Source organism: Arthrobacter ruber (genome assembly GCF_002954225.1).
Lineage (GTDB): Bacteria > Actinomycetota > Actinomycetes > Actinomycetales > Micrococcaceae > Arthrobacter_D > Arthrobacter_D ruber.
Genome location: NZ_PPTH01000015.1, coordinates 337,896 through 359,624 on the forward strand (window position 1 = coordinate 337,896; position 21,729 = coordinate 359,624).

The following is a 21,729-nucleotide window of genomic DNA, read 5'->3' on the forward strand; positions in this document are numbered from 1 at the left end:
CCCGCGACGGCGGCGCCGGGTCGGGACCGGCTAGATTGGTACCTGTTGTCTCCCGCCGGACGGCGGGAGCGTGAACGGCAGTGCACGATCTCGATGCACGATAGATACGAACGGACACCCGCGTGGTCTTACGACTCTCGACCCTTTTCCTGCGCACCCTGCGTGAAGATCCAGCCGACGCCGAGGTGGCGAGCCACCGCCTCCTGCTGCGTGCGGGCTACATCCGGCGGGCCGCGCCCGGGATCTACAGCTGGCTGCCGCTGGGACTGAAGGTCCTGGCGCGGGTCGAGGCCATCATCCGCGAGGAGATGGAGGCCATCGGCGCCCAGGAGGTGCACTTCCCGGCGCTGCTGCCCAAGGAGCCCTACGAGGCGACGAACCGCTGGACCGAGTACGGCGACGGCATCTTCCGCCTCAAGGACCGCAAGGACGCCGACTACCTCCTCGCGCCCACGCACGAGGAGATGTTCACGCTGCTCGTGAAGGACCTGTACACGTCGTACAAGGACCTGCCCGTGAGCCTGTTCCAGATCCAGACCAAGTACCGCGACGAGGCCCGGCCCCGCGCCGGACTGCTCCGCGGACGCGAGTTCATCATGAAGGACTCCTACTCCTTCGACATCGACGACGAGGGCCTCGAAGCGAGCTACCAGCTCCACCGCGGCGCCTACCTGCGCATCTTCGAGCGGCTCGGCCTCGAGGTGATCCCCGTGACGGCGACCGCCGGAGCCATGGGCGGCTCCAAGAGCGAGGAGTTCCTGCACCCGACGCCCATCGGCGAGGACACCTTCGTCCGCTCCGCCGGCGGGTACACCGCGAACGTGGAGGCCGTCACCACCGTGGTGCCAGACGACGTCGACTTCACGGACGCCCCGGCCGCGGAGGTCCGGGACACCCCGGACACCCCGACGATCGACACCCTCGTGGACCACGCCAATGCCGCCGGCGACCGGACCTGGACCGCCGCCGACACCCTGAAGAACGTCGTGCTCGCCGCCGTGCTGCCTACGGGGGAGCGCGAGATCGTCGTCGTCGGCGTGCCCGGCGACCGCACCGTGGACCTCAAGCGCATCGAGGCGAACATCGCCGTTCACCTGGAGACGGGCGGGGAAGTGGCCGTGGAGGCCGCAGGCGAGGAGGACCTGAAGAAGCACCAGGGCCTCGTCAAGGGCTACATCGGCCCAGGGCTCGCCCCGGAAGCCGCCGTCCTCGGCGTCGAGGGGTCCACCGGCCTGCGCTACCTCGTCGACCCGCGCGTGGTCCGCGGAACCTCCTGGATCACCGGCGCCAACGAGCACGGCAGGCACGTCTTCGGCCTCGTCGCCGGCCGCGACTTCACGTGGGACGGCGTCATCGAGGCCGTCGAGGTGCGTGAGGGCGACGAAGCGCCGGACGGCTCCGGACCGCTCGCGGCCGCCCGCGGCATCGAGATGGGACACATCTTCCAGCTCGGCCGCAAGTACGCCGAGGCCCTCGGGCTCAAGGTCCTCGACCGGAACGGCAAGCTCGCCACGGTCACCATGGGCTCCTACGGTGTGGGCGTGACCCGCGCCATCGCCGCACTCGCCGAATCCAACCACGACGACCGCGGCATCATCTGGCCCCGCAACGTCGCACCCGCCGACGTGCACGTCGTCGCGACCGGCAAGGGAGCCGAGGTGTTCGAGGCCGCGGAGAAGCTCGCCGCCGAGCTGGAATCGGCCGGCCTGACCGTGCTCTACGACGACCGCCCGAAGGTCTCGCCGGGCGTCAAGTTCGGGGACGCCGAACTGATCGGCGTCCCGACCATCGTCGTCGTCGGACGCGGGCTCGCGGACGGCGTCCTCGAGGTCAAGGACCGCCGGACGGGCGAGGCGCAGGACGTCGCGGTGGACGACGCCGTCGCGCTGCTGCGCGAGCTCACGGCCTCCTAGCCGGCGGTGGTCTCCGGACTCGAGGAACTGCACCTCGCCACGATCCTCCTGGTCCTCGTCGCCGGGTTCGCCGCGGGCTGGGTGGACGCCGTCGTCGGCGGGGGAGGGCTCCTGCAGCTGCCGGCGCTCCTCCTCGTCCCCGGTATCACGCCGGTGGAAGCCCTCGCCACGAACAAGCTGGGGTCCATCTTCGGCACGACGACGAGCGCCGTCACCTACTACCGGCGGGCGCACCCGGATCTGCGCACGGCCCTGCCGATGGCCGGAATCGCCCTCGGAGGGAGCTTCGGCGGCGCGATCCTCGCCGCGTCGCTGCCGTCGTCGGTCTTCAAGCCGATCATCGTGGTGGCGCTCATCGCCGTCGCGGTGTTCACGGCGCTCAAGCCGTCCGTGGGGACGCTGACGCAGCTGCGGCACCAGGGCGTCCGGCACTACGGGACGGCCGGCGCGATCGGCCTCGTGATCGGCTTCTACGACGGGCTGATCGGACCCGGCACCGGATCCTTCCTCATCATCGCGATGGTGACGCTGCTCGGGTACAACTTCCTGGGCGCCAGCGCGAAGGCGAAGATCGTGAACATGGCCACCAACTTCGGTGCCCTGATGTTCTTCCTGCCGAACGGTTCCATCCTCTGGGGCCTCGGACTCCTGCTCGGGGTCGCCAACATGGCCGGCGGGTACACGGGGTCCCGCATGGCCATCAGCCAGGGGAGCCGGTTCATCCGCATCGTGTTCCTCGCCGTCGTCGGGGCCCTGATCCTCAAGCTGGGCTACGACGTGTGGGTCGAGAACGTCAGGCCCTGGGTGGACGGGACGTCCTGACCGCTGCTCCGCCTAGAGTGCCGGGAGCGCACTGACCGGCGGCAGCCCGTCCAGGGTCCGTCCCAGCACGGAGCTCGCCACCCAGAGCGAGCGCTGCGCGTCACCCGCCTGGCCGTGGCCGAGGTAGGACAGTGCGTTGCGGACCTCCCGCACCACCGTCCAGCCACTCGCCAGCTCCGCGTCGAGGCCGGCGGCACCCGCCAGGGCGCTGCAGTGCGCGCGGAGGTGCGCCGCGGGGTCGGCGGCGTCCAGTTCGTGGAGCCGGTTCCACAGCATCGGGGCGACGGCGTACTCCGCGTCACCGAGCACCGGCTTCGGATCGATCGCCGTGAAGTCCCGCAGCTGCCCCTGCGTGGTGGGCAGCAGGTTCTCGTAGTGCAGATCGGAATGCACGAGCACGTCACGCTCGGACCGCCGGCCGACGGCGCCGCGGAACTGGCACACTTCCAGCGCCGCCTCCATGAGCCACCGGGGGAAGGGCTCGCCGAGCTCGTCCCAGCGCGCCGGCAGCGTGTCCGTCCACTGCTCGGCCGCTGCTGCCAGGTGCGGGATGGCCGCCCAGAGGGCGCTGTCACCGGGCGGGATCGACAGCTTCCGTACGACGTCGGCCCACGGTCCGGGGGTCTCGTCCAGCGGGACATCACGGAGCGAACGGTCCCCGTCGAGGCGCTCGAGCAGCAGTGCGAAGTCGGGACGCGACGCCCTGACGAGCCGCACTGCGCCCATCCCGTCCCACAGTTCGAGGGCGTCGGGTTCGGGGAGGGCTTCGTCGTGCGGGACGGTCAGCTTCAGCACGCCCTGCACGGGGTCGGTGCCGGCGTGCTGCACCACGGGGACGACGACGGCGCACCGGCCGGCCCACGCGGGCCGGCCCGGCACCAGGTCCAGGCCGAGGTCCCAGGCCTCGAGCCTGTCGGACAGCAGGCCCTGCCAGTCCCGCAGCCACCGTGCCCCGCCGACGATGGTCCGGGCACTGTGCACGAGGCGGAGCGGCAGGTCGGGCAGTCCCGCGATCCTGTGGAGTTCCTCGTCCCGCCTGTCAGCCATCGGCAGGCTCCGTCGGTCCACCCTGCCCCGATGCTGCCGGGCCGGCTCCCAGACCCGGGAAGGTCACCAGCGGGGTGCCGGCGTCGATGCTGCGCTGGACCGCGGCGTTGTAGGAGGCGACAGCCCACGCCCGCGTGTCGGGTCCGACGGTGGCGACCAGCCCCGCGTACAGCCCGACGTGATCCTCCTCCAGTTCCCGCAGGGCGGCAGCCGGATCGGCGCGGAAGACCCGGTCGATCGCGAAGCCTGCCGGTGCCGGGGCCACCTCCGTGCAGAGTCCCGCGAGGCGGCGTGCAGCGGCCTCCGCGGCCACCCCGTGGGTGGCGGACCGGGCCAGGAGCGGAGCGGCCTCGGGCAGCAGCGCCGCAGCGACCTCGTAGCCGAAGCGGGCCTGCTCCTCGGCCGTCCTCGCGCTGAGCAGGGCCTGGCGATCGGCCTCAGGCCCCAGGGGCGTGCCGTCGCAGTCGGCCGGTACGTCACCGCCGGGGCTCCCCGATGCGGACCCGGCGGTCACATCCGCGCCGGGGCTCGCCTCGACGGGCGGCAGTCCCGGATCCTCGCCGAGGGCAGCGCCGAGCACCACCGCGTGCCGCCACTGGTTGGCCCCGGCAGACGCGAGCACGCGCGCCGGGCCGGGTTCCGCCCCGCCGGCGTCACGCAGGCTGCGTAGCGCGCTGTCCCGCAGCAGCGCCATCACCCGTGCACCGTCGACAGGCGCGGACGCCGGGGCGGAGACAGAGGCGGAGGCAGGGGCGGACGTCGGTGCATCAGGGGAGGCGGGGGAGCGCGGCAGTGCCACGGCGTCCGACTGTGCAGTGAGATCGTCGGCGAGAGCGGTCAGCATCCCGCCGAGCGCCGGATCCGTCGTCGCGGCCGCCCGGGCCTCCGCGGCCAGTGTGCGATACCGTCCCTCGGCGTCGAGCTGTGCCTGCTGGCCCGCGGTATACACCGGTGCCGGCGGCTGCACGGAGGGCACGCCCATCGCGAAGCCGACCACGAGGAGGACCGCGCCGAAGAGGGCGACGAGGCCCGCCGACCGCCGGGCGATGCGGCCCGCGATGGAGGTCGCACGCCCTCCGCGCTCCTGCTGTCCGCCTGCACCCGCTTGTCCGATCACAGTTTCCGATCATCCCACGACGGTCCGCGTTTCCCCCGGCCATACACCCGGGGCCGTGGAATGTCGGTACTCTTGGTGGACAACATCATCGAGGAGGAGGCAGCAATGACGGTCCGGTCCGGGAACGAAAAACATGCCTCGACCCGCAAGTCCGCCCTCGAGGCCGAGCTGCAGGTGGAAGCGCAGCGCCTGCGGACCAGGCTGCAGCCCGTGGTGGACGAGCACAACCTGTACCTCGAGGACGTCGAGGTCAAGGTCGCCGGCTCCCACCGCACAGTCCACGTCGTCGTCGACCTGCCCGAGGAATCCACGGGGAGCGTGGGTCTCGATGTGATCTCCGCCATCTCCTCCGACCTCTCCGCGGCCATGGACAGCGATCCCGAGGACGACGACCGCCCGTACAACCTCGAGATCTCCTCACCCGGCGTATCACGCCCCCTCACGGAGCCGCGGCACTGGCGCCGCAATGTGGGACGCATGGTGGAGATCAAGCCGGTGACCGGCGACGTCGTCGTCGGACGCCTCCAGGACGTCACCGCCACCGGCATCCGGCTGACCCCCCAGCTGCCGGTCAAGAAGGGCCAGAAGCCCAAGCAGGGCGATCCGCTCGCCCTCGAGTTTTCCAAGATCCGCAAGGGGACCGTCCAGGTCGAATTCGCGCATCTTGAGGACGAACACCACGAGAACAGCGATGGTGCCGAACCGGACGACTCCGGCGCCGTGCACCGCGCGTAAGGAGAACCACATGGACATCGACATGAGCGCGTTGAGGCTGCTCGAGCGTGAACGCGAGATCCCGCTGGACAAGCTGATCCCCACGATCGAGCAGGCACTGCTGATCGCCTACCACCGCACGCCCGGAGCGCACGAGACGGCGCGCGCCGAACTCGACCGCCGCAACGGCCACGTCACCATCTGGGCCACCGAGAAGGACGACGACGGCGAGCCCGTCGGCGAGTTCGACGACACCCCCGGCGGCTTCGGGCGCATCGCGGCGAGTACCGCGCGCCAGATCATCCTCCAGCGACTGCGTGACGCCGAGGACGAGAACATCCTCGGCGAGTTCCGCGGCAAGGAGGGCGAACTCGTCGCCGGCATGATCCAGCAGGGCACCAACCCGCACATGATCCAGGTGAACCTGGGCTCGGTCGAGGCCGTGCTGCCGCCGCCCGAGCAGGTCCCCGGCGAGAAGTACCTGCACGGCACGCGGCTGCGCGCGTTCGTGGTCGACGTCCACCGCGGGATGAAGGGCCCCTCCATCACCCTGTCCCGCTCGCACCCCGGACTCGTCCGGAAGCTCTTCGAACTCGAGGTGCCCGAGATCGCCGACAGGACGGTGGAGATCGTGGCCCTGGCCCGTGAGGCGGGCCACCGCACGAAGATCGCGGTGAAGGCGAACGTCCCGGGCGTCAACGCCAAGGGAGCGTGCATCGGCGAGATGGGGACCCGCGTCCGCGCCGTCATGAACGAACTGAACGACGAGAAGATCGACATCGTGGACTACAACGACGACGCCGCCTCCTTCATCGCCAGTTCGCTCTCGCCGTCCCGCGTGACGTCCGTGACGATCACCGACGAGGCCACGAGGTCCGCGCGCGTCGTCGTGCCGGACTACCAGCTGTCCCTCGCGATCGGCAAGGAAGGCCAGAACGCACGCCTCGCCGCGAAGCTCACCGGGTGGCGGATCGACATCGTCTCCGACGCGGCCCAGCCGGCCCAGCCCGCCAGGGCGGCCAAGGCCTGAACGGCCGGTCGGGCAGCGGGGCCGGAAGGGGTAGACTGGAGGTGACTGCTGTGGAGTCGCGCCCGGAGGACGTCATCGATCGACGAGGGGTTGATCGAGAAGAGTCCGGGCGGCACCCGGGGGACCATCATCCGATACGCACCTGCGTTGGATGCCGCGGGCGGGACCGCCAGTCACACGTGATGCGGGTTGTCGCACAACCGATCGACGGGCAGGATGTGGCCGTCATCGACGAGCGGCGCCGGCTATCCGGACGGGGCGCCTGGCTGCACCCCGACCCGGCATGCCTGGAGACGGCGGTCAAGCGGAAAGCCTTTCACAGGGCCTTCCGCGGGCCGGTGGACACTGTGAGGTTGGCAGTGGACTTCCAGGCATACCTGGAGCGTCGAGATGAACGCTCCGACTCACCACCGTCCTCCCTGAAAGCGGGTCAGAACCCTCATGGAAACCCGATGAGTACCCAGCGATGAGTGCGCAACGATGACCTATCAGTTGCGCTCTGCAATTCAGCGTCCGGACGCCTCGGCGACCCGGATCAGCAGTAGGAAATAGACGGTTCGTGCCTGGCTCGGTGCGGACCGAGACAGGAGAAATGTGGCCAAGGTCCGCGTACATGAGCTCGCCAAAGAGCTCGGTATAACCTCGAAAGACGCAGTAGCGAAACTGCAGGAACTGGGCGAATTCGTCCGTTCGGCCTCCTCGACCATCGAGGCCCCCGTCGTGAAGAAACTTCGCGGCGCATTCCCCGGCGCCGGCGGCACCAAGCCCGCCGCCGCCCCCGCACCCTCACGCCCCTCGGCACCCGCGCCGTCGGGCCCCAAGCCGGGCGCCGCCCAGGCCGCGGCTCCCGCCCCGGCCGCACCGGAAGCACCTGCGGCCCCCGTCGCTCCGGCACCCCAGGCATCGCCGTTCTCGAACGATGCCGCTCCCGCCGAGGCTCCCGCCCCGGCCGCACAGAACACCCCTGCTCCGAGCGCCCCTGCCCAGAGCGTCCCTGCGCAGAACACTCCTGCACAGGACACCCCCGCCCCTGCCCCGCAGGGCACGCAGGGCGGTCCGACCCCGGGGACGCGTCCTGCGCCCCGCCCGGCGACCCCGCCCGCAGCTCCCTCGGCAGGCACCCGTCCCACGGGCGCCCGTCCCGGTGGCGCACCGCGTCCGGGCAACAACCCGTTCGCGCCGTCGCAGGGCATGGGATCCCGCCGCGGCGAGACCGACCGCGGTGCCGACCGCACGTCGGAGCGTCCGCCGCGTCCGGGCAACAACCCGTTCGCGCCGTCGCAGGGCATGCCCCGTCCCGGTCGTCGCGACGACGCCGGTGCCGGTGGACCCCGCCCGGCCGCGGGTGCCGGTGGACCCCGTCCCGCAGCAGGCGCCGGTGGACCCCGTCCCGCAGCAGGTGCCGGCGGACCCCGCCCGGGTGCGCCGCGTCCCGGTGCGCCACGTCCAGCCGGAGCCCCCGGCTCGCGTCCCACTCCCGGCATGATGCCCAACCGCACCGAACGCCCCGCTGCCCCCGGCCGCGGAGCACCCGGCGCAGGAGCCGGTCCGCGCCGCGGACCCGGCGGAGCACCGAACAGCCCCAGCGGAGCGCCCGCAGGCGGCGGCTTCGGCAAGGGCACCCGAGGACGCGGTGGCACGGCCGGCGCCTTCGGCAAGGGTGGAGCCGGTCGCGGCAAGCAGCGCAAGTCGAAGCGTGCGAAGCGGCAGGAACTGGAGCAGATGTCGGCTCCTTCGCTGGGCGGCGTGAGCGTACCCCGCGGAGACGGCAACACCATCGTCCGCCTGCGCCGCGGTTCGTCCATTACGGACTTCGCCGACAAGATCGAGGCGAACCCCGCAGCGCTGGTCACCGTGCTGTTCCACCTCGGTGAGATGGCCACGGCCACGCAGTCGCTCGACGAGGACACCTTCGAGGTGCTCGGAACCGAGCTCGGCTACAAGATCCAGGTGGTCTCGCCCGAGGACGAGGAGCGCGAGCTCCTCAGCAGCTTCGACATCGACTTCGATGCCGAGCTCGAAGCCGAGGGCGACGAGCAGCTCGAGGCCCGTCCGCCGGTCGTCACGGTCATGGGCCACGTCGACCACGGTAAGACGCGACTGCTCGACGCCGTCCGCAACACCAAGGTCGTCGAGGGCGAGCACGGTGGCATCACCCAGCACATCGGTGCCTACCAGATCCAGCACGTCCACGAGGACAGCACGCGCGCCATCACCTTCATCGACACCCCGGGCCACGAGGCGTTCACCGCCATGCGTGCCCGTGGTGCGAAGGTCACGGACATCGCGGTGCTCGTCGTCGCCGCGGACGACGGCGTCATGCCGCAGACCGTGGAGGCGCTGAACCACGCCCAGGCGGCCAACGTGCCGATCGTCGTGGCCGTCAACAAGATGGACAAGGAAGGCGCGAACCCCGACAAGGTCAAGGGCCAGCTCACCGAGTACGGACTCGTCCCCGAGGAGTACGGCGGCGACACCATGTTCGTCCACGTGTCGGCGCTGCAGGGCATGGGTATCGACGACCTCCTCGAGGCCGTCCTGCTGACCGCGGACGCCGCCCTGGACATGCGGGCCAATCCGAACAAGGACGCCCGCGGTATCGCGATCGAGGCCAACCTCGACCGTGGTCGCGGCGCCGTCGCCACGGTGCTCGTGCAGTCCGGGACGCTGCACGTCGGCGACACGATCGTCGCCGGTACGGCCCACGGCCGCGTGCGTGCGATGTTCGACGAGAACGGCGACGTCGTCACGACGGCCGGTCCGTCGCGTCCGGTCCAGGTCCTGGGTCTGTCCAACGTGCCCCGTGCAGGTGACACGTTCTTCGTCACCGACGACGAGCGCACCGGTCGCCAGATCGCCGAGAAGCGTGAGGCGGCTGACCGCAACGCGGCCCTCGCGAAGCGCCGCAAGCGCATCAGCCTCGAGGACTTCGACCAGGCCGTCGCCGAGGGCAAGGTCGACACCCTCAACCTCATCCTCAAGGGTGACGTGTCGGGTGCCGTCGAGGCCCTGGAGGACTCGCTGCTCAAGATCGACGTCGGGGAGGGCGTGCAGCTGCGCGTCATCCACCGCGGCGTCGGTGCCATCACGCAGAACGACGTCAACCTGGCCACGGTCGACAACGCGATCATCATCGGCTTCAACGTCAAGCCGGCCGAGCGCGTGGCGGACCTCGCCGAGCGTGAGGGCGTGGACATGCGCTTCTACTCGGTGATCTACGCCGCGATCGACGACATCGAGCTCGCCCTCAAGGGCATGCTCAAGCCGGAGTACGAGGAGGCGCAGCTCGGGACCGCAGAGGTCCGCGAAGTGTTCCGTTCCTCGAAGTTCGGCAACATCGCCGGTTCGATCGTCCGCTCGGGCATCATCCGACGCAACACCAGGGCGCGAGTCCTGCGCGACGGCAAGATCATCGGGGACAACCTCTCCGTGGACTCGCTCAAGCGCTTCAAGGACGACGCCACCGAGGTCCGCACCGACTTCGAGTGCGGTATCGGCCTCGGCTCGTTCAATGACGTCAAGGAAGGCGACATCATCGAGACCTTCGAGATGCGGGAGAAGCCCCGCGTCTAGCAGGTAGCAGCCCTCCACAGGCGCTCCGGGCAACCGGGGCGCCTGTGGCTTCCGTACCACCGGGACCCGCATCCGGGGTCCCCCACCCGCTTCCAGAGGAGTACCAGCCATGGCAGATCCGGCCCGCGCCGCGCGGCTCGCCCAGCGCATCAAAGTCATCGTCGCCGAGGCGCTCCGGCGCCGCGTGAAGGATCCCCGGCTCGAGGCCGTGACCATCACGGACGCCCGCGTGACCAACGATCTCCAGCACGCGACCCTGTACTACACCGTGCTGGGCGACACGGACGAGCAGCAGGCCACCCGGGTGGCGCTCGAGTCCGCCCGCGGCGTCCTGCGCTCGGAGGTCGGCAAGAACATCACCGCCCGGCTGACGCCCACCCTCGAGTTCGTCCCCGACGAGGTGCCGGTCAACGCCAGTCACCTCGAGGAGCTGCTGCAGAAGGCACGCGAGCGCGACGCCGAAGTGGCGGCGATCGCCCAGGGCGCCGACTTCGCGGGCGACGCGGACCCGTACCGCACGTCCGAGGACGACGGCGAGGCGGGACGCTAGAGCGACGGTCCCGAAGAGCACTGCGGAACGGAAGGCAGCCGACCCGACGGTCGGCTGCCTTTCCCATGTCCGGGCCGGCAGTGCCGGACCGGCACGGGCGAGGTCCGCGGAGCGATCGGCTCCTGTGCCCGACCGCTCGCCCGCGGCGCTGCGCGGTCAGGCCTGCGGGGCGGGGAGCCGGGAGAGGCCCTCGACGAGCTCGTCGGTCCTGCCGCACAGGGCGATCCTCACCCAGCCCTCGCCCATCGCCCCGAAGGCGGTACCCGGCGCGAGCGCCACACCCTGCTCGGCCAGGAAGCGCCGCGTCCAGGCGCGGACGTCGCCGCCCGTCGCGTGGGACAGGTCGGCCCACAGGTAGAACGCCCCGCGGGCGTCGAGGTAGGTGATACCGCGTCCGTCCAGGACGGAGGTCGCCGCATCACGGTTGGACCTGTAGTGCTCGAGCGCCGTCGACACGTAGTCCTGCGGGCCGGTCAGTGCGGCCAGGGCGGCATACTGCGATGCCGCCGCGACGCAGGAGACCGTGGCCTCCATGACGTTGCTGAGCAGCTGCTCCAGACCGGGTGGCGTGACGAGGGCGCCGATGCGCAGTCCGGTCAGGCCGTACGTCTTCGACAGGGTGAGCGAGGTGACGACGCGCGCCTCGCGCGCCTCCGGCACTGCCTCGGGTCCGCCGGCGTCGAATCGTGCCGGGCTGACGTGCGGGACGTCGTAGGTGAAGGCCTCGTAGCACTCGTCTGAGATGACCCACAGGTCGTTCGCATGGGCGAACCGCACGAGTTCCCTCGTGAGGTCGGCGTCGAACACCGAGCCGAGGGGGTTCGACGGCGAATTGACCATGAGCACCCTCGTCCGTCCGGTCACGAGCCGCTGCAGGTCCTCGATCCGCGGTTGGAAGCCGTGGTGCGGCACGAGCGGGTAGGGCACCGGGACGCCGCCGAGCAGCCCGACGGTCATCGTGAACGTGGGATAGCCCGGGTCGGGGATGAGCACCTCGTCACCGGCACCGATCAACGTGCTGAGCGCCAGGTGGAGGCCCTGCTGCGCGCCCGCGACGACGAACACGCGCGAGGGGTCGTCGTCCACACCCGCCAGGCGTGCGAACCGCTCGGCGAAGGCCGCCCTCACCGGCGCCAGGCCCGCGTTGGGCGTGTAGTTGGTGTCGTCCCGATCCAGCGCTGCCATGCCCGCCTCGAGGACGTGCCGCGCGACGGGGAACCCTGGTTCGCCGATGCTGAGGACGATGGAGTCGGGCGTGGCCCAGGCCGCCTGCGTGATCTCGCGGATCTGGTTGACCGGGACGTTTAGCACGTGGGCGGGAGCGGAGGGCATAGGCAGGATGCTATCGCGGGCCGGGCGGTGCCACGCGCCGATCGGGAGGCGCGGAGTGCCAGGTCGGCGGCCCATATACTGGGAGGCGTGAATTCCGGGCAGGTCCACTCAGGGCTGATCATCGTGGACAAGCCTCAGGGCTGGACCAGCCATGACGTGGTCGGCCGTATGCGCCGGCTCGCGGGGACACGCAAGGTCGGCCACGCCGGCACCCTCGACCCCATGGCCACCGGGGTCCTCGTGATCGGTGTCAACCGTGCCACGCGCCTGCTGACCTTCATCGTGGGTACCTCCAAGACGTACACCGCCACCATCCGCCTCGGCCAGTCGACCATCACCGACGACGCCGAGGGCGAGGTCACCGGCGGCAGCATCGCCGCCGCCGTGACCGAGGAGGACATCCGCACCGCCGTCGGAGCGCTGACCGGGGACATCCAGCAGGTGCCGAGCAGTGTCAGCGCCATCAAGGTGAAGGGCGAGAGGTCCTACGCGCGGGTCCGCGCGGGCGAGGACGTGGACCTCCCCGCCCGCCCCGTGACCGTCCACCGCTTCGACGTCCATGCCGTCCGGCGGGTGAGCAACGGCCGCCTGCAGGACGTCGACGTCACCGTCGAGTGCAGCTCCGGCACCTACATCCGCGCCCTCGCACGGGACCTCGGGGAGGCGCTGGGCGTGGGAGGGCACCTCACGGCCCTGCGCCGCACGCAGGTGGGTCCCTACTCGATCGCCCAGGCCCGCACCCTCGACGAGCTCGCGGAGGACCTGCAGATCCTCCCGCTCGACGACGCAGGCCGCGCCCTGTTCCCGGTCAGGGCACTCACCGCGGAGGAGGCCGCCGACGTCTCCCACGGCCGGAGGATCGCACCAAACACGGAGCCCGACATCCCGGTCGCGGCGTTCGCGCTCGACGGCACGCTCGTGGCACTGCTGGAGAACCGTGGCGGGGCGGCCCGGACCGTGCTGGTCTTCGCCCCGGGCGGGAAGGACTAGCCGTGGATCCCTTCTTCCTCGTCGGGACCCTGGTCTGCGCCCTCTCGGCCGTCGTGTGCATCGGAGCCGCGGTGCTGCGGCAGCCCCCGAATGACATCACCATCCTCTCCGTCGCCGCCGTCGAGCTGTTCCTGCTCGCCTATACCGTGGGCGCCGTCGTCCGCCAGGTGACCGGTGAGCCGGTCCTGGGGGAGGCGTGGGAGTTCTGGGGCTACCTCCTCACGGCGCTCCTCGTGCCCGTGGGCGCGTTCTGGTGGTCCATCCTCGAGAGGACGCGCTGGAGCAACCTCGTCCTGGCGGCGGCAGGGCTGACCGTGTTCGTCATGCTCTTCCGCATGGAGCAGATCTGGGACGGGGTGGCGGGGCTGTGAGGAACCGACACGAGGCGACACCCCCGGGATCCCGGGCTCAGCAGGGCGCCCCCTCCGGGGCGGCCGGGACCAGCCGCGCCACCGGACCCGGGCGGCTCCTGATCGCCGTCTACGGCGTGTTCGCCCTCGCGGCGACGGCCCGGGCATCCTTCCAGATCGCGACGAAGTTCGGCGAGGCGCCGCTGGCCTACATCCTCTCGGCCGTCGCGGCGGTGGTCTACATCGTCGCGACGGTGTCCCTCGCCCGAGCCGGGGCGCGTGCCTACCGCGTGTCCGTCGTGGCGGTGACCATCGAACTCGTGGGGGTGGTCGCGGTGGGACTGCTCAGCGTGTTCGACGCGCAGGCCTTCCCCAGCGAGACGGTGTGGTCGGCCTTCGGCCGCGGCTACGGTTTCGTCCCGCTCATCCTGCCGATCCTGGGGCTGCTCTGGCTGCGCAGGAACCGGCCGGGCCGCCCCCGCGACTGACCCGGGGGCCGGCGGGCGAAATCCGCCGCCGACGTCGTGCGGCAGCGTGAGAGTATGGCCGGAGAGCATCATCCGGCCCGCCTCCAGGGAGTGACATGACCAGCAACAGCCCCGAGCACGAGAACCCCACCACGCCCGGCGGACGCGGCCGCGACGTCGCAGGAGCCTCCGGGGTGCCCCTCGAACCGGGCAGGCCCGTCGCGCCGTCGACGACGTCCTCCCCGCGCGCCGGGACCACGGCCTCCGGCGATGCCGCACCCGCCGGCAAGGGCGGCACCACGCCGGCCAAGGCCGGGACTACCCCCGCCCAGGGCAAGAAGGCGGGCAAGGGCGGGTCGGGCGACGACTGGAACGTCTTCCGCACCGTGGTCGTCCTCGTGGGCGTGGTCATCGCCGGGTTCGGCGCCTACTACCTGATCCTCGGCACGGCGGGCCTGCCCGACACCGAGGCCGACCCGGTGAACCCCACGCTGGAGAGCCAGTTCCGGTTCTTCTCGGCGATGATGGTGGGCGTCGGCGCCGCCTTCATCACCATCGCCATCAAGTTCCAGTGGGCCAACATGCTCTGGCTGGTGTGCCTCATGGTGTTCGCCGGCGGCATCGGGAGGGTCCTGTCCTGGGCCTTCTCGGGCACGCCCAACTACGTCCTGATCATCCTCATGGTCGTCGAACTGGCGTTCCCCCCGGCCCTGCTCGTCTGGCACAAGTACATCGCGAAGACGAGCGACCTCCGCAGGGAGTTCTCACAGCGCGGCTAGCCCGACGGTGCCGTACACGCCCGCGGTACCCCGTGCGTGGCCGCCCGATGCCGTCCGGGGCGTACCGGTCGGCCATAATGAGATGGGCGATCGACCCGCCGGAGGACCCCCGGTGCCAGGGGGATCGGCCGGATCATGAAGGAGATGCGTGTACTACTGGAGAGACCTGGACAGCGTGCCCTCGGAGTTCGGGCCCTCCGTCCTGACGCTGGGCAACTTCGACGGCGTGCACCGGGGCCACCAGCGCGTCCTGCAGCAGGTCGTCGAGGCGGCCCGGCAGCGCTCCGCGGCCGCCGTCGTCGTCTCCTTCGAACCCCATCCGGCCCGGGTGCACCGCCCGGAGTCCGCCCCCGAGCTGATCATGGGCCTCGACGACCGCGTCGAGACCCTCGCGGAGTCCGGCATCGACGCGCTGCTGATGATGCACTACACCCTCGAGCTGGCCGCGAACTCGCCCGAGGAATTCGTGGAGCGCGTGTTCGTCCGTGCGCTGAAGGCCCGGGCGGTCGTCATCGGCCACGACGTCCGGTTCGGCCGCGGCAACAGCGGCGACCTCGACACCATGCGGGAACTCGGCCGGACGCTCGGCTTCGAGGTGATCGCGATCGACGACTTCGGCACCAGCTTCCCCATGGACGCGACCGACGCCGACGGCGACCGCCGGTGCTCGTCCACCTGGGTGAGGGAGGCCCTCGAGGCCGGCGACGTCGGCACCGCCGCCCGCGTCCTGGGCCGCCACCACCGCATGCGCGGCGACGTGGTGCACGGTGCGGCGCGCGGACGGGAGCTCGGCTACCCGACGGCGAACCTCGCCGCATCCTCCCAGGGCTACATCCCCGCCGACGGCATCTACGCCGGCTGGCTGACCGACCAGGCCGGGACCCGCTGGCCGGCCGCGATCTCGGTGGGTTCCAACCCGACCTTCGACGGCGTCGACCGCCAGGTCGAGGCGCACGTCATCAACCGGCCGCCCGAACGGGTGCAGGACTTCGACCTGTACGGTCAGGCCGTCGTCGTCGAATTCGTGGAGCGGCTACGCGGGCAGGTGGCGTACACCGGACCCGAGGCGCTGATCGCGCAGATGAGGCTCGACGTCGAGCGCGCGCGCGGGTTGCTTTCGACAGAACAACAGCCCAGACGCTAAACTGGCTGGAGATCCGGCTGCAGTCCGTGGTGGCTGGATTTTTCTGTGTCGTCGCGCAAGCGATGCTCAGCACCTGATCACGGTACAACTCTAGGAGTTACTCGTGGCCCTTGACGCCGCCATCAAGCAGGAGATCATCAAGCAGTACGCCCTCGCCGAAGGTGACACCGGTTCACCCGAGGTGCAGATCGCGATGCTCTCCCGCCGCATCCTCGACCTGACCGAGCACCTGAAGATGCACAAGCACGACCACCACACGCGTCGTGGCCTGCTTCTTCTCGTCGGCCGCCGCCGTCGCCTGCTGGACTACCTGCGGGACACCGACATCGCGCGGTACCGGTCGCTCATCGAGCGCCTCGGCCTGCGTCGATAACCAGCATCGGAAGGCGGCATCCTCCCCTCGGGGAGGAAGCCGCCTTTCTGCGCTGGGACGACGACCAGCACCACCGGCAAGGACAACCTGCACCAGCAGGAATGACAACGCACAACAGGAGTCGACCGGCACCGCGCATTCGCGGTCCTCGGTAGTGGTCTCCGGAACGCATCGAGACGATGCTGCTCCGTGGATCTCGATCGAAGACCGGGTGCTGTGGGCCGTCCAGCAGGGACGGAACCCACGACGGGTGCCGATTGCCTCCGATACCCCAGAAACGGAGGTGACTCTCTTGGAGGGTCCCGAAATCCAGTTCGCCGAAGCAGTGATCGACAACGGTCGCTTCGGAACACGCACCGTCCGCTTCGAGACCGGGCGCCTCGCCCAGCAGGCCGCCGGCTCCGCCATGGTCTACATCGACGAGGACACCGCGCTGCTCTCGGCCACCACCGCGGGCAAGCAGCCGCGCGAAGGCTTCGACTTCTTCCCCCTGACGGTCGACGTCGAGGAGCGCATGTACGCCGCTGGCCGCATCCCGGGCTCGTTCTTCCGCCGCGAGGGCCGCCCCTCCACCGAGGCCATCCTCGCGTGCCGCCTCATGGACCGTCCGCTGCGCCCCGCGTTCGTCAAGGGCCTGCGCAACGAGGTCCAGGTCGTCGTGACCGTCCTCGCGATCAACCCCGACGTCCGCTACGACGTCGTCGCCATCAACGCGGCCTCCATGTCCACCCAGCTGTCCGGCCTGCCCTTCTCCGGCCCGATCGGCGGCGTGCGCGTGGCCCTCGTGTCCGACGGCAGCGGCGCCGACCAGTGGATCGCCTTCCCCAAGCACTCCGAGCTCGAGAACTCCGTCTTCGACATGGTCGTCGCCGGACGCATCGCCGGTGACGACGTCGCGATCATGATGGTCGAGGCCGAGGCCACCGACAACTCCTGGACCCTCATCAAGGAGAACGGCGCCACGGCCCCCACCGAGGAGATCGTCGCCGACGGCCTCGAGGCCGCGAAGCCCTTCATCCGCGCCCTGTGCGAGGCGCAGGCAGACCTCGCGGGCCGTGCCGCGAAGCCGACCGTCGAGTTCCCGATCTTCCTGGACTACCAGGACGACGTGTACGAGGCGATCGAGGCCGCCGGGTCCGAGAAGCTCACGCAGGTCTTCCAGATCGCCGACAAGCAGGAGCGCGGCGCCGCGACCGACGCCCTGAAGTCCGAGCTCATGGACTCCCTCGGCGGCCAGTTCGAGGGACGCGAGAAGGAGCTGTCCGCAGCCTTCCGCTCGCTCAACAAGGCCGTCGTCCGCCAGCGCATCCTCAAGGACCAGGTCCGTATCGACGGCCGTGGCCTGAGCGACATCCGCAAGCTCACCGCCGAGGTCGAGGTCCTGCCGCGCGTGCACGGCTCCGCGATCTTCGAGCGCGGCGAGACCCAGATCATGGGCGTCACCACGCTGAACATGCTCAAGATGGAGCAGCAGATCGACTCGCTGTCGCCCGTCACGCGCAAGCGCTACATGCACAACTACAACTTCCCGCCCTACTCCACCGGTGAGACCGGCCGCGTCGGTTCGCCGAAGCGCCGCGAGATCGGCCACGGAGCACTGGCAGAGCGCGCCCTCGTGCCCGTCCTGCCGACCCGCGAGGAGTTCCCCTACGCGATCCGCCAGGTCTCCGAGGCGCTGAGCTCCAACGGCTCGACGTCGATGGGCTCGGTCTGCGCCTCGACGCTGTCGCTGCTCAACGCGGGCGTGCCCCTCCGGGCGCCCGTCGCGGGCATCGCCATGGGCCTCGTGTCCGACGTCGTCGACGGCCAGACGCGCTACGCGGCGCTGACCGACATCCTGGGAGCCGAGGACGCCTTCGGCGACATGGACTTCAAGGTCGCCGGCACGTCCGAGTTCGTCACCGCGATCCAGCTCGACACCAAGCTCGACGGCATCCCCGCCTCGGTGCTCGCCGCCGCGCTGAAGCAGGCGCGCGAGGCGCGCCTGCACATCCTCGGTGTCCTGCAGGCCGCGATCGACGCCCCGGACGAGCTCTCCGAGTTCGCGCCGCGCATCATCTCGGTCAAGATCCCCGTGGACAAGATCGGCGAGGTCATCGGCCCCAAGGGCAAGATGATCAACCAGATCCAGGAGGACACCGGAGCGGACATCTCCATCGAGGACGACGGCACCGTGCTGATCGGCGCCACGAACGGCGAGTCGGCCGAGGCCGCCCGCGCCGCCGTGAACGCCATCGCGAACCCGCAGGTCCCCGAGATCGGTGAGCGCTACCTGGGCACGGTCGTCAAGACCACGACCTTCGGCGCCTTCGTCTCGCTGACCCCGGGCAAGGACGGCCTTCTGCACATCTCCGAGCTGCGCAAGCTCGCCGGCGGCAAGCGCGTCGACAACGTCGACGAGATCGTCTCCGTGGGCCAGAAGGTCCAGGTCGAGATCACCAAGGTCGACGACCGCGGAAAGCTCTCGCTCTCGCCCGTCGTCGCCGAGGAGTCCGCAGGGACGTCCGAGGACGCCGGTATCGAACTGCCCGAGCCGGCAGCGGGCGACGACGACTGATCCGTCGCCCGCTCGACCTGAGCGGCCCATGGCCTGCGGCCCCGGCGCCTACCGATCGAACTCGGTCGGCGCCGGGGCCGTCGGCCTTCCCAGAACTCCCAGAAAGACCAGCATGTCCCTGTCCTCCGTAGTGTCCCTGCCCCTGCTGCCGACGCCCCGCACGGGGTCCGACGGCCTCGACCCCACCTTCGTGTCGGGCGATCCGGGAGGCAACGTCGTGCGCCGCAGCGTGCTGCCCGGGGGAGTGCGCGTGCTCACCGAGGCGATGCCGGGGCAGCGTTCGGCGACGATCGGCTTCTGGGTGGGCGTCGGTTCCCGTGACGAGGCCGAGGGCCAGCACGGCAGCACGCACTTCCTCGAGCACCTGCTGTTCAAGGGCACCTCGCGCCGCAGCGCCATGGACATCGCGTCCGCCTTCGACGAGGTGGGCGGCGAATCGAACGCGGCCACCGCGAAGGAGAACACCTGCTACTACGCGCGGGTGCTGGACTCGGACCTGCCCATGGCCATCGACGTCATCGCGGACATGGTGACCTCGGCCGTGCTCGACCCGGACGAGCTCGAGCAGGAGCGCGACGTCATCCTCGAGGAGATCGCGATGGACAGCGACGACCCGGCGGACGTCGCCCACGAGAAGTTCGTGGAGCTCGTGCTGGGCGACCACCCGCTCGGCCGACCCATCGGCGGGACCCCCGAGGCCATCCGTGCGGTCCCGCGGGAGTCCGTCCTCGCCCACTACCGGCGCTACTACACGCCCGCCGAACTGGTGGTCACCGCCGCCGGAGGCCTCGACCACGACGTCGTCTGCCGGCTCGTGCAGGAGGCACTCGAGACAGCGGGGTGGACGCTCGACGAGGGCGCCCTGCCGGTCGCGCGCCGATCCACCACCGAGGCCCAGGTGCAGGGCGCCACGGGTACCCACGTGATCCGCCGGGCCGTCGAGCAGTCCAACATCCTCATCGGCTGCCCGTCCCTCACCGCCACCGACGAGCGCCGCTTCGCCATGAGCGTCCTGAACGCCGTCCTCGGCGGCGGCATGTCCTCCCGCCTCTTCCAGGAGATCCGGGAGAAGCGAGGCCTGGTCTACTCCACCTACTCCTTCTCGGCCTCCTACGCCGACGCCGGCTACTTCGGCATGTACGCCGGCTGCTCGCCCGCCAAGACGGGGCAGGTCATCGCGCTCCTCGGCGCCGAACTGGACCGGCTGGCCGCCGACGGCATCGACGCCGAGGAGCTCCGCAAGGCCGTCGGGCAGCTCTCGGGCGGGCTCGTCATGGCCCTGGAGGACAGCAGCTCCCGCATGTCCCGCCTCGGTCGCTCGGAACTGGTGTCGGGGGAGTTCGTCGACATGGACACCTCGCTCGACCGGATCCGGTCCGTCACGGCCGGGGAGGTGCAGTCGCTGGCCCGTGAGCTCGCGGCCGCACCGCGCACCACGGTCGTCGTCGGGCCGTTCGACTCCGAGGCCGACTTCACGCGCTGAAGGGCGCGGTCAGCCGCCGGCGAAGGGCGGCAGGACGTCGAGCACGTCGTCGTCCTGCAGGACGGTCGCGGGATCGCGCAACGCCACCTCGTTGAGCAGGAAGCTGCTGCGCTCCAGGACCCTCGCGAGGGACGGGGCGCCCGCTGCGGAAGGACGCTCGCGCAGCCCGTCGAGCACCGCGGCGAGGGTCCGTCCGCCGGGCAGGCGCTCCTCGTCCACGCCCGTCGCGGCCCTGGCCGCACCGAAGTACCGCACCAGCACGTCAGCCACCGATGGCGCTCATCGACCGGTCGGGCTGCACGAAGTCCTCGGCGCCGAGGCCCGTATGATCCATGCCGTGCGCGCGGGGCTTCAGCCACATGGCCTCGCGCCAGCGCCGGGCGACGGCGTCGTCGTCCGCGCCGGAGCGCAGGAGCCCCCGCAGGTCGGTCTCCTCGCGGGAGAAGAGGCAGCTCATCACCTTGCCCTCCGCGGTGACGCGCGTGCGGCGGCAGTCGGCGCAGAAGGGTTCGGTCACCGACGCGATGATGCCCACGGTGCCGAGGACGACGTCGGGGGTCTCCCTGGCCCGGACCTCCCACCGCTCGGCGGGGGCGCCGTCGCGCGTGCGCGGATCGGGGGTGAGGACGAAGCGGGTCTCGACGAGCGCGCGCATCTCGGCGGCCGTGACCATGCCCTCCTTCGTCCAGCCGTGGTCGGCGTCCAGGGGCATCTGCTCGATGAAGCGCAGCTCGAAGCCGCGGGCCACCGCCCATGCCACGAGCTCGGGCGCCTCGTGGTCGTTGATGCCGCGCATGAGCACCGCGTTGATCTTCACGAGCCCGAGACCGGCGTCCGCCGCGGCCTCGATGCCCTTGAGGACGCGGTCCAGGAAGGGTCGCCGGGTCAGTTGCGCGAACGTCTCGGGGTGCAGGGAGTCCATCGAGACGTTGATGCGCGTCAGGCCGGCGTCCTTGAGCTGCACGGCCCGGCGGTCCAGGCCCAGGGCGTTGGTGGTCATGGAGATGGGCAGCGCGGGATGCCCCGTGCGGATGTCCCGGATGATCTCCAGCAGGTCTGCGCGCACGAGCGGTTCCCCGCCGGTGAGGCGCAGTTCGCGGATCCCGAGCAGATCGACGCCGATGCGGACCAGCCGTACGATCTCCTCGCGGGAGAGCACCTGGTCCTTCTGCAGCCAGTTGAGGCCCTCGGCGGGCATGCAGTAGGTGCACCGCAGGTTGCACTTGTCCGTGAGGGACAGGCGCATGTCGGTCGCCTGCCGGCCGTGGATGTCCAGGAGTCCCCGGCCTGCGTCCGCAGTGGCAGCGTGGGCACCGCGCGGCATCCCCAGGTGTACTCCCATGGAACGAGGGTACGCCCTCCGGCAGGCGGCGCCCTATCCGGGCGGCAGGGGACGCCCCGGCTGGTCCTCGGCGCCGGAATGGGGTAGGACGGCCGCCCCGACAGGACCGGGGAACCGGGTGGGGGCGGCAGTCGTGTAACGGTGGG

Annotated in this window: 20 protein-coding genes; 15 read left to right on the forward strand and 5 right to left on the reverse strand. The window is 70.8% G+C overall.

Annotation, left to right across the window (positions count from 1 at the left end; genetic code table 11):
• Nucleotides 1-122 precede the first annotated feature (122 nt).
• Together CI785_RS08090 and CI785_RS08095 are read left to right on the forward strand one after the other, a co-directional pair.
• The gene (locus tag CI785_RS08090) at nucleotides 123-1,913 is read left to right on the forward strand and encodes a proline--tRNA ligase (protein WP_105031549.1); all 1,791 of its coding nucleotides are present in this window, start codon (nucleotides 123-125) and stop codon (nucleotides 1,911-1,913) included.
• 6 nt (nucleotides 1,914-1,919) lie between these two features.
• Nucleotides 1,920-2,735 carry a sulfite exporter TauE/SafE family protein gene (locus CI785_RS08095; protein WP_105031550.1) on the forward strand — a complete coding sequence of 272 codons (816 nt, stop codon included), beginning with the start codon at nucleotides 1,920-1,922 and terminating at the stop codon, nucleotides 2,733-2,735.
• Nucleotides 2,736-2,747: 12 nt separating this feature from the next.
• Here CI785_RS08095 and CI785_RS08100 read toward each other — a convergent pair whose 3' ends face one another.
• The gene (locus CI785_RS08100; RefSeq protein WP_105031551.1) at nucleotides 2,748-3,782 is read right to left on the reverse strand and encodes an aminoglycoside phosphotransferase family protein; all 1,035 of its coding nucleotides are present in this window, start codon (nucleotides 3,780-3,782) and stop codon (nucleotides 2,748-2,750) included.
• Nucleotides 3,775-4,899, reverse strand: coding sequence for a DUF4439 domain-containing protein (locus CI785_RS08105; protein ID WP_105031552.1), 1,125 nt, complete (start codon nucleotides 4,897-4,899; stop codon nucleotides 3,775-3,777). The genes CI785_RS08100 and CI785_RS08105 overlap by 8 nt, the downstream gene beginning before the upstream one ends.
• Nucleotides 4,900-5,004: 105 nt before the next feature.
• Between CI785_RS08105 and CI785_RS08110 the strand changes: the two genes are divergently transcribed.
• The 5 genes from CI785_RS08110 to rbfA all read left to right on the forward strand — a co-directional run bounded on the left by CI785_RS08110 (nucleotide 5,005) and on the right by rbfA (nucleotide 10,766).
• The gene (locus CI785_RS08110) at nucleotides 5,005-5,634 is read left to right on the forward strand and encodes a ribosome maturation factor RimP (protein ID WP_105031673.1); all 630 of its coding nucleotides are present in this window, start codon (nucleotides 5,005-5,007) and stop codon (nucleotides 5,632-5,634) included.
• A gap of 10 nt (nucleotides 5,635-5,644) precedes the next feature.
• A complete protein-coding gene (gene nusA, locus CI785_RS08115) occupies nucleotides 5,645-6,643 on the forward strand; it encodes a transcription termination factor NusA (RefSeq protein ID WP_105031553.1) in 999 nt (332 codons plus the stop codon).
• 50 nt (nucleotides 6,644-6,693) lie between these two features.
• Nucleotides 6,694-7,113: a YlxR family protein gene (locus CI785_RS08120; RefSeq protein ID WP_276308016.1), complete on the forward strand. Its 420-nt coding sequence runs from the start codon at nucleotides 6,694-6,696 to the stop codon at nucleotides 7,111-7,113.
• Between the two features lie 124 nt (nucleotides 7,114-7,237).
• A complete protein-coding gene (gene infB / locus CI785_RS08125; protein ID WP_105031555.1) occupies nucleotides 7,238-10,216 on the forward strand; it encodes a translation initiation factor IF-2 in 2,979 nt (992 codons plus the stop codon).
• A gap of 109 nt (nucleotides 10,217-10,325) precedes the next feature.
• On the forward strand, nucleotides 10,326-10,766 hold the full coding sequence (gene rbfA / locus CI785_RS08130; RefSeq protein ID WP_105031556.1) for a 30S ribosome-binding factor RbfA: 441 nt from the start codon (nucleotides 10,326-10,328) through the stop codon (nucleotides 10,764-10,766).
• A 156-nt stretch (nucleotides 10,767-10,922) separates the two neighbouring features.
• Here the strand turns inward: rbfA and CI785_RS08135 are convergent, their stop codons facing one another.
• Nucleotides 10,923-12,098, reverse strand: a complete 1,176-nt coding sequence (locus CI785_RS08135) for a pyridoxal phosphate-dependent aminotransferase (protein WP_205753583.1) — start codon at nucleotides 12,096-12,098, stop codon at nucleotides 10,923-10,925.
• 87 nt (nucleotides 12,099-12,185) lie between these two features.
• Here CI785_RS08135 and truB point away from each other — a divergent pair, with 87 nt between their 5' ends.
• The 8 genes from truB to CI785_RS08175 all read left to right on the forward strand — a co-directional run bounded on the left by truB (nucleotide 12,186) and on the right by CI785_RS08175 (nucleotide 20,241).
• Nucleotides 12,186-13,088 (forward strand): tRNA pseudouridine(55) synthase TruB, encoded by a 903-nt coding sequence (truB, locus tag CI785_RS08140; RefSeq protein WP_105031557.1) that lies wholly within the window; start codon nucleotides 12,186-12,188, stop codon nucleotides 13,086-13,088.
• Nucleotides 13,089-13,090: 2 nt separating this feature from the next.
• Nucleotides 13,091-13,459, forward strand: coding sequence for a hypothetical protein (locus tag CI785_RS08145; RefSeq protein ID WP_105031558.1), 369 nt, complete (start codon nucleotides 13,091-13,093; stop codon nucleotides 13,457-13,459).
• A 98-nt stretch (nucleotides 13,460-13,557) separates the two neighbouring features.
• Entirely contained in the window at nucleotides 13,558-13,926 is a 369-nt protein-coding gene (locus tag CI785_RS08150) for a hypothetical protein (RefSeq protein ID WP_105031675.1), read from the forward strand.
• A gap of 95 nt (nucleotides 13,927-14,021) precedes the next feature.
• On the forward strand, nucleotides 14,022-14,684 hold the full coding sequence (locus CI785_RS08155; RefSeq protein WP_105031559.1) for a DUF4345 domain-containing protein: 663 nt from the start codon (nucleotides 14,022-14,024) through the stop codon (nucleotides 14,682-14,684).
• A gap of 148 nt (nucleotides 14,685-14,832) precedes the next feature.
• Complete coding sequence (locus tag CI785_RS08160; RefSeq protein WP_105031560.1) at nucleotides 14,833-15,828, forward strand: bifunctional riboflavin kinase/FAD synthetase; 996 nt, start codon at nucleotides 14,833-14,835, stop codon at nucleotides 15,826-15,828.
• Nucleotides 15,829-15,931: 103 nt separating this feature from the next.
• Nucleotides 15,932-16,201: a 30S ribosomal protein S15 gene (rpsO, locus tag CI785_RS08165; protein WP_105031561.1), complete on the forward strand. Its 270-nt coding sequence runs from the start codon at nucleotides 15,932-15,934 to the stop codon at nucleotides 16,199-16,201.
• 292 nt (nucleotides 16,202-16,493) lie between these two features.
• Nucleotides 16,494-18,758 carry a polyribonucleotide nucleotidyltransferase gene (locus CI785_RS08170; protein ID WP_105031562.1) on the forward strand — a complete coding sequence of 755 codons (2,265 nt, stop codon included), beginning with the start codon at nucleotides 16,494-16,496 and terminating at the stop codon, nucleotides 18,756-18,758.
• Between the two features lie 112 nt (nucleotides 18,759-18,870).
• The gene (locus CI785_RS08175; protein WP_105031563.1) at nucleotides 18,871-20,241 is read left to right on the forward strand and encodes a M16 family metallopeptidase; all 1,371 of its coding nucleotides are present in this window, start codon (nucleotides 18,871-18,873) and stop codon (nucleotides 20,239-20,241) included.
• A gap of 9 nt (nucleotides 20,242-20,250) precedes the next feature.
• On the opposite strand, the gene CI785_RS08180 is transcribed toward CI785_RS08175, so the two are convergent.
• Entirely contained in the window at nucleotides 20,251-20,502 is a 252-nt protein-coding gene (locus CI785_RS08180) for a MoaD/ThiS family protein (protein WP_105031676.1), read from the reverse strand.
• Nucleotide 20,503: 1 nt separating this feature from the next.
• A complete protein-coding gene (gene moaA / locus CI785_RS08185) occupies nucleotides 20,504-21,583 on the reverse strand; it encodes a GTP 3',8-cyclase MoaA (protein ID WP_105031564.1) in 1,080 nt (359 codons plus the stop codon).
• Nucleotides 21,584-21,729: the final 146 nt, after the last annotated feature.

Bases quoted from the DNA above. Each gene is read 5' to 3' on its own strand.
- CI785_RS08100 (WP_105031551.1), bottom strand. From the start codon at position 3,782: ATGGCTGACAGGCGGGACGAGGAACTCCACAGGATCGCGGGACTGCCC.
- CI785_RS08110 (WP_105031673.1), top strand. From the start codon at position 5,005: ATGACGGTCCGGTCCGGGAACGAAAAACATGCCTCGACCCGCAAGTCC.
- nusA (WP_105031553.1), top strand. From the start codon at position 5,645: ATGGACATCGACATGAGCGCGTTGAGGCTGCTCGAGCGTGAACGCGAG.
- rbfA (WP_105031556.1), top strand. From the start codon at position 10,326: ATGGCAGATCCGGCCCGCGCCGCGCGGCTCGCCCAGCGCATCAAAGTC.
- CI785_RS08135 (WP_205753583.1), bottom strand. From the start codon at position 12,098: ATGCCCTCCGCTCCCGCCCACGTGCTAAACGTCCCGGTCAACCAGATC.
- CI785_RS08155 (WP_105031559.1), top strand. From the start codon at position 14,022: ATGACCAGCAACAGCCCCGAGCACGAGAACCCCACCACGCCCGGCGGA.
- CI785_RS08175 (WP_105031563.1), top strand. From the start codon at position 18,871: ATGTCCCTGTCCTCCGTAGTGTCCCTGCCCCTGCTGCCGACGCCCCGC.
- moaA (WP_105031564.1), bottom strand. From the start codon at position 21,583: ATGGGAGTACACCTGGGGATGCCGCGCGGTGCCCACGCTGCCACTGCG.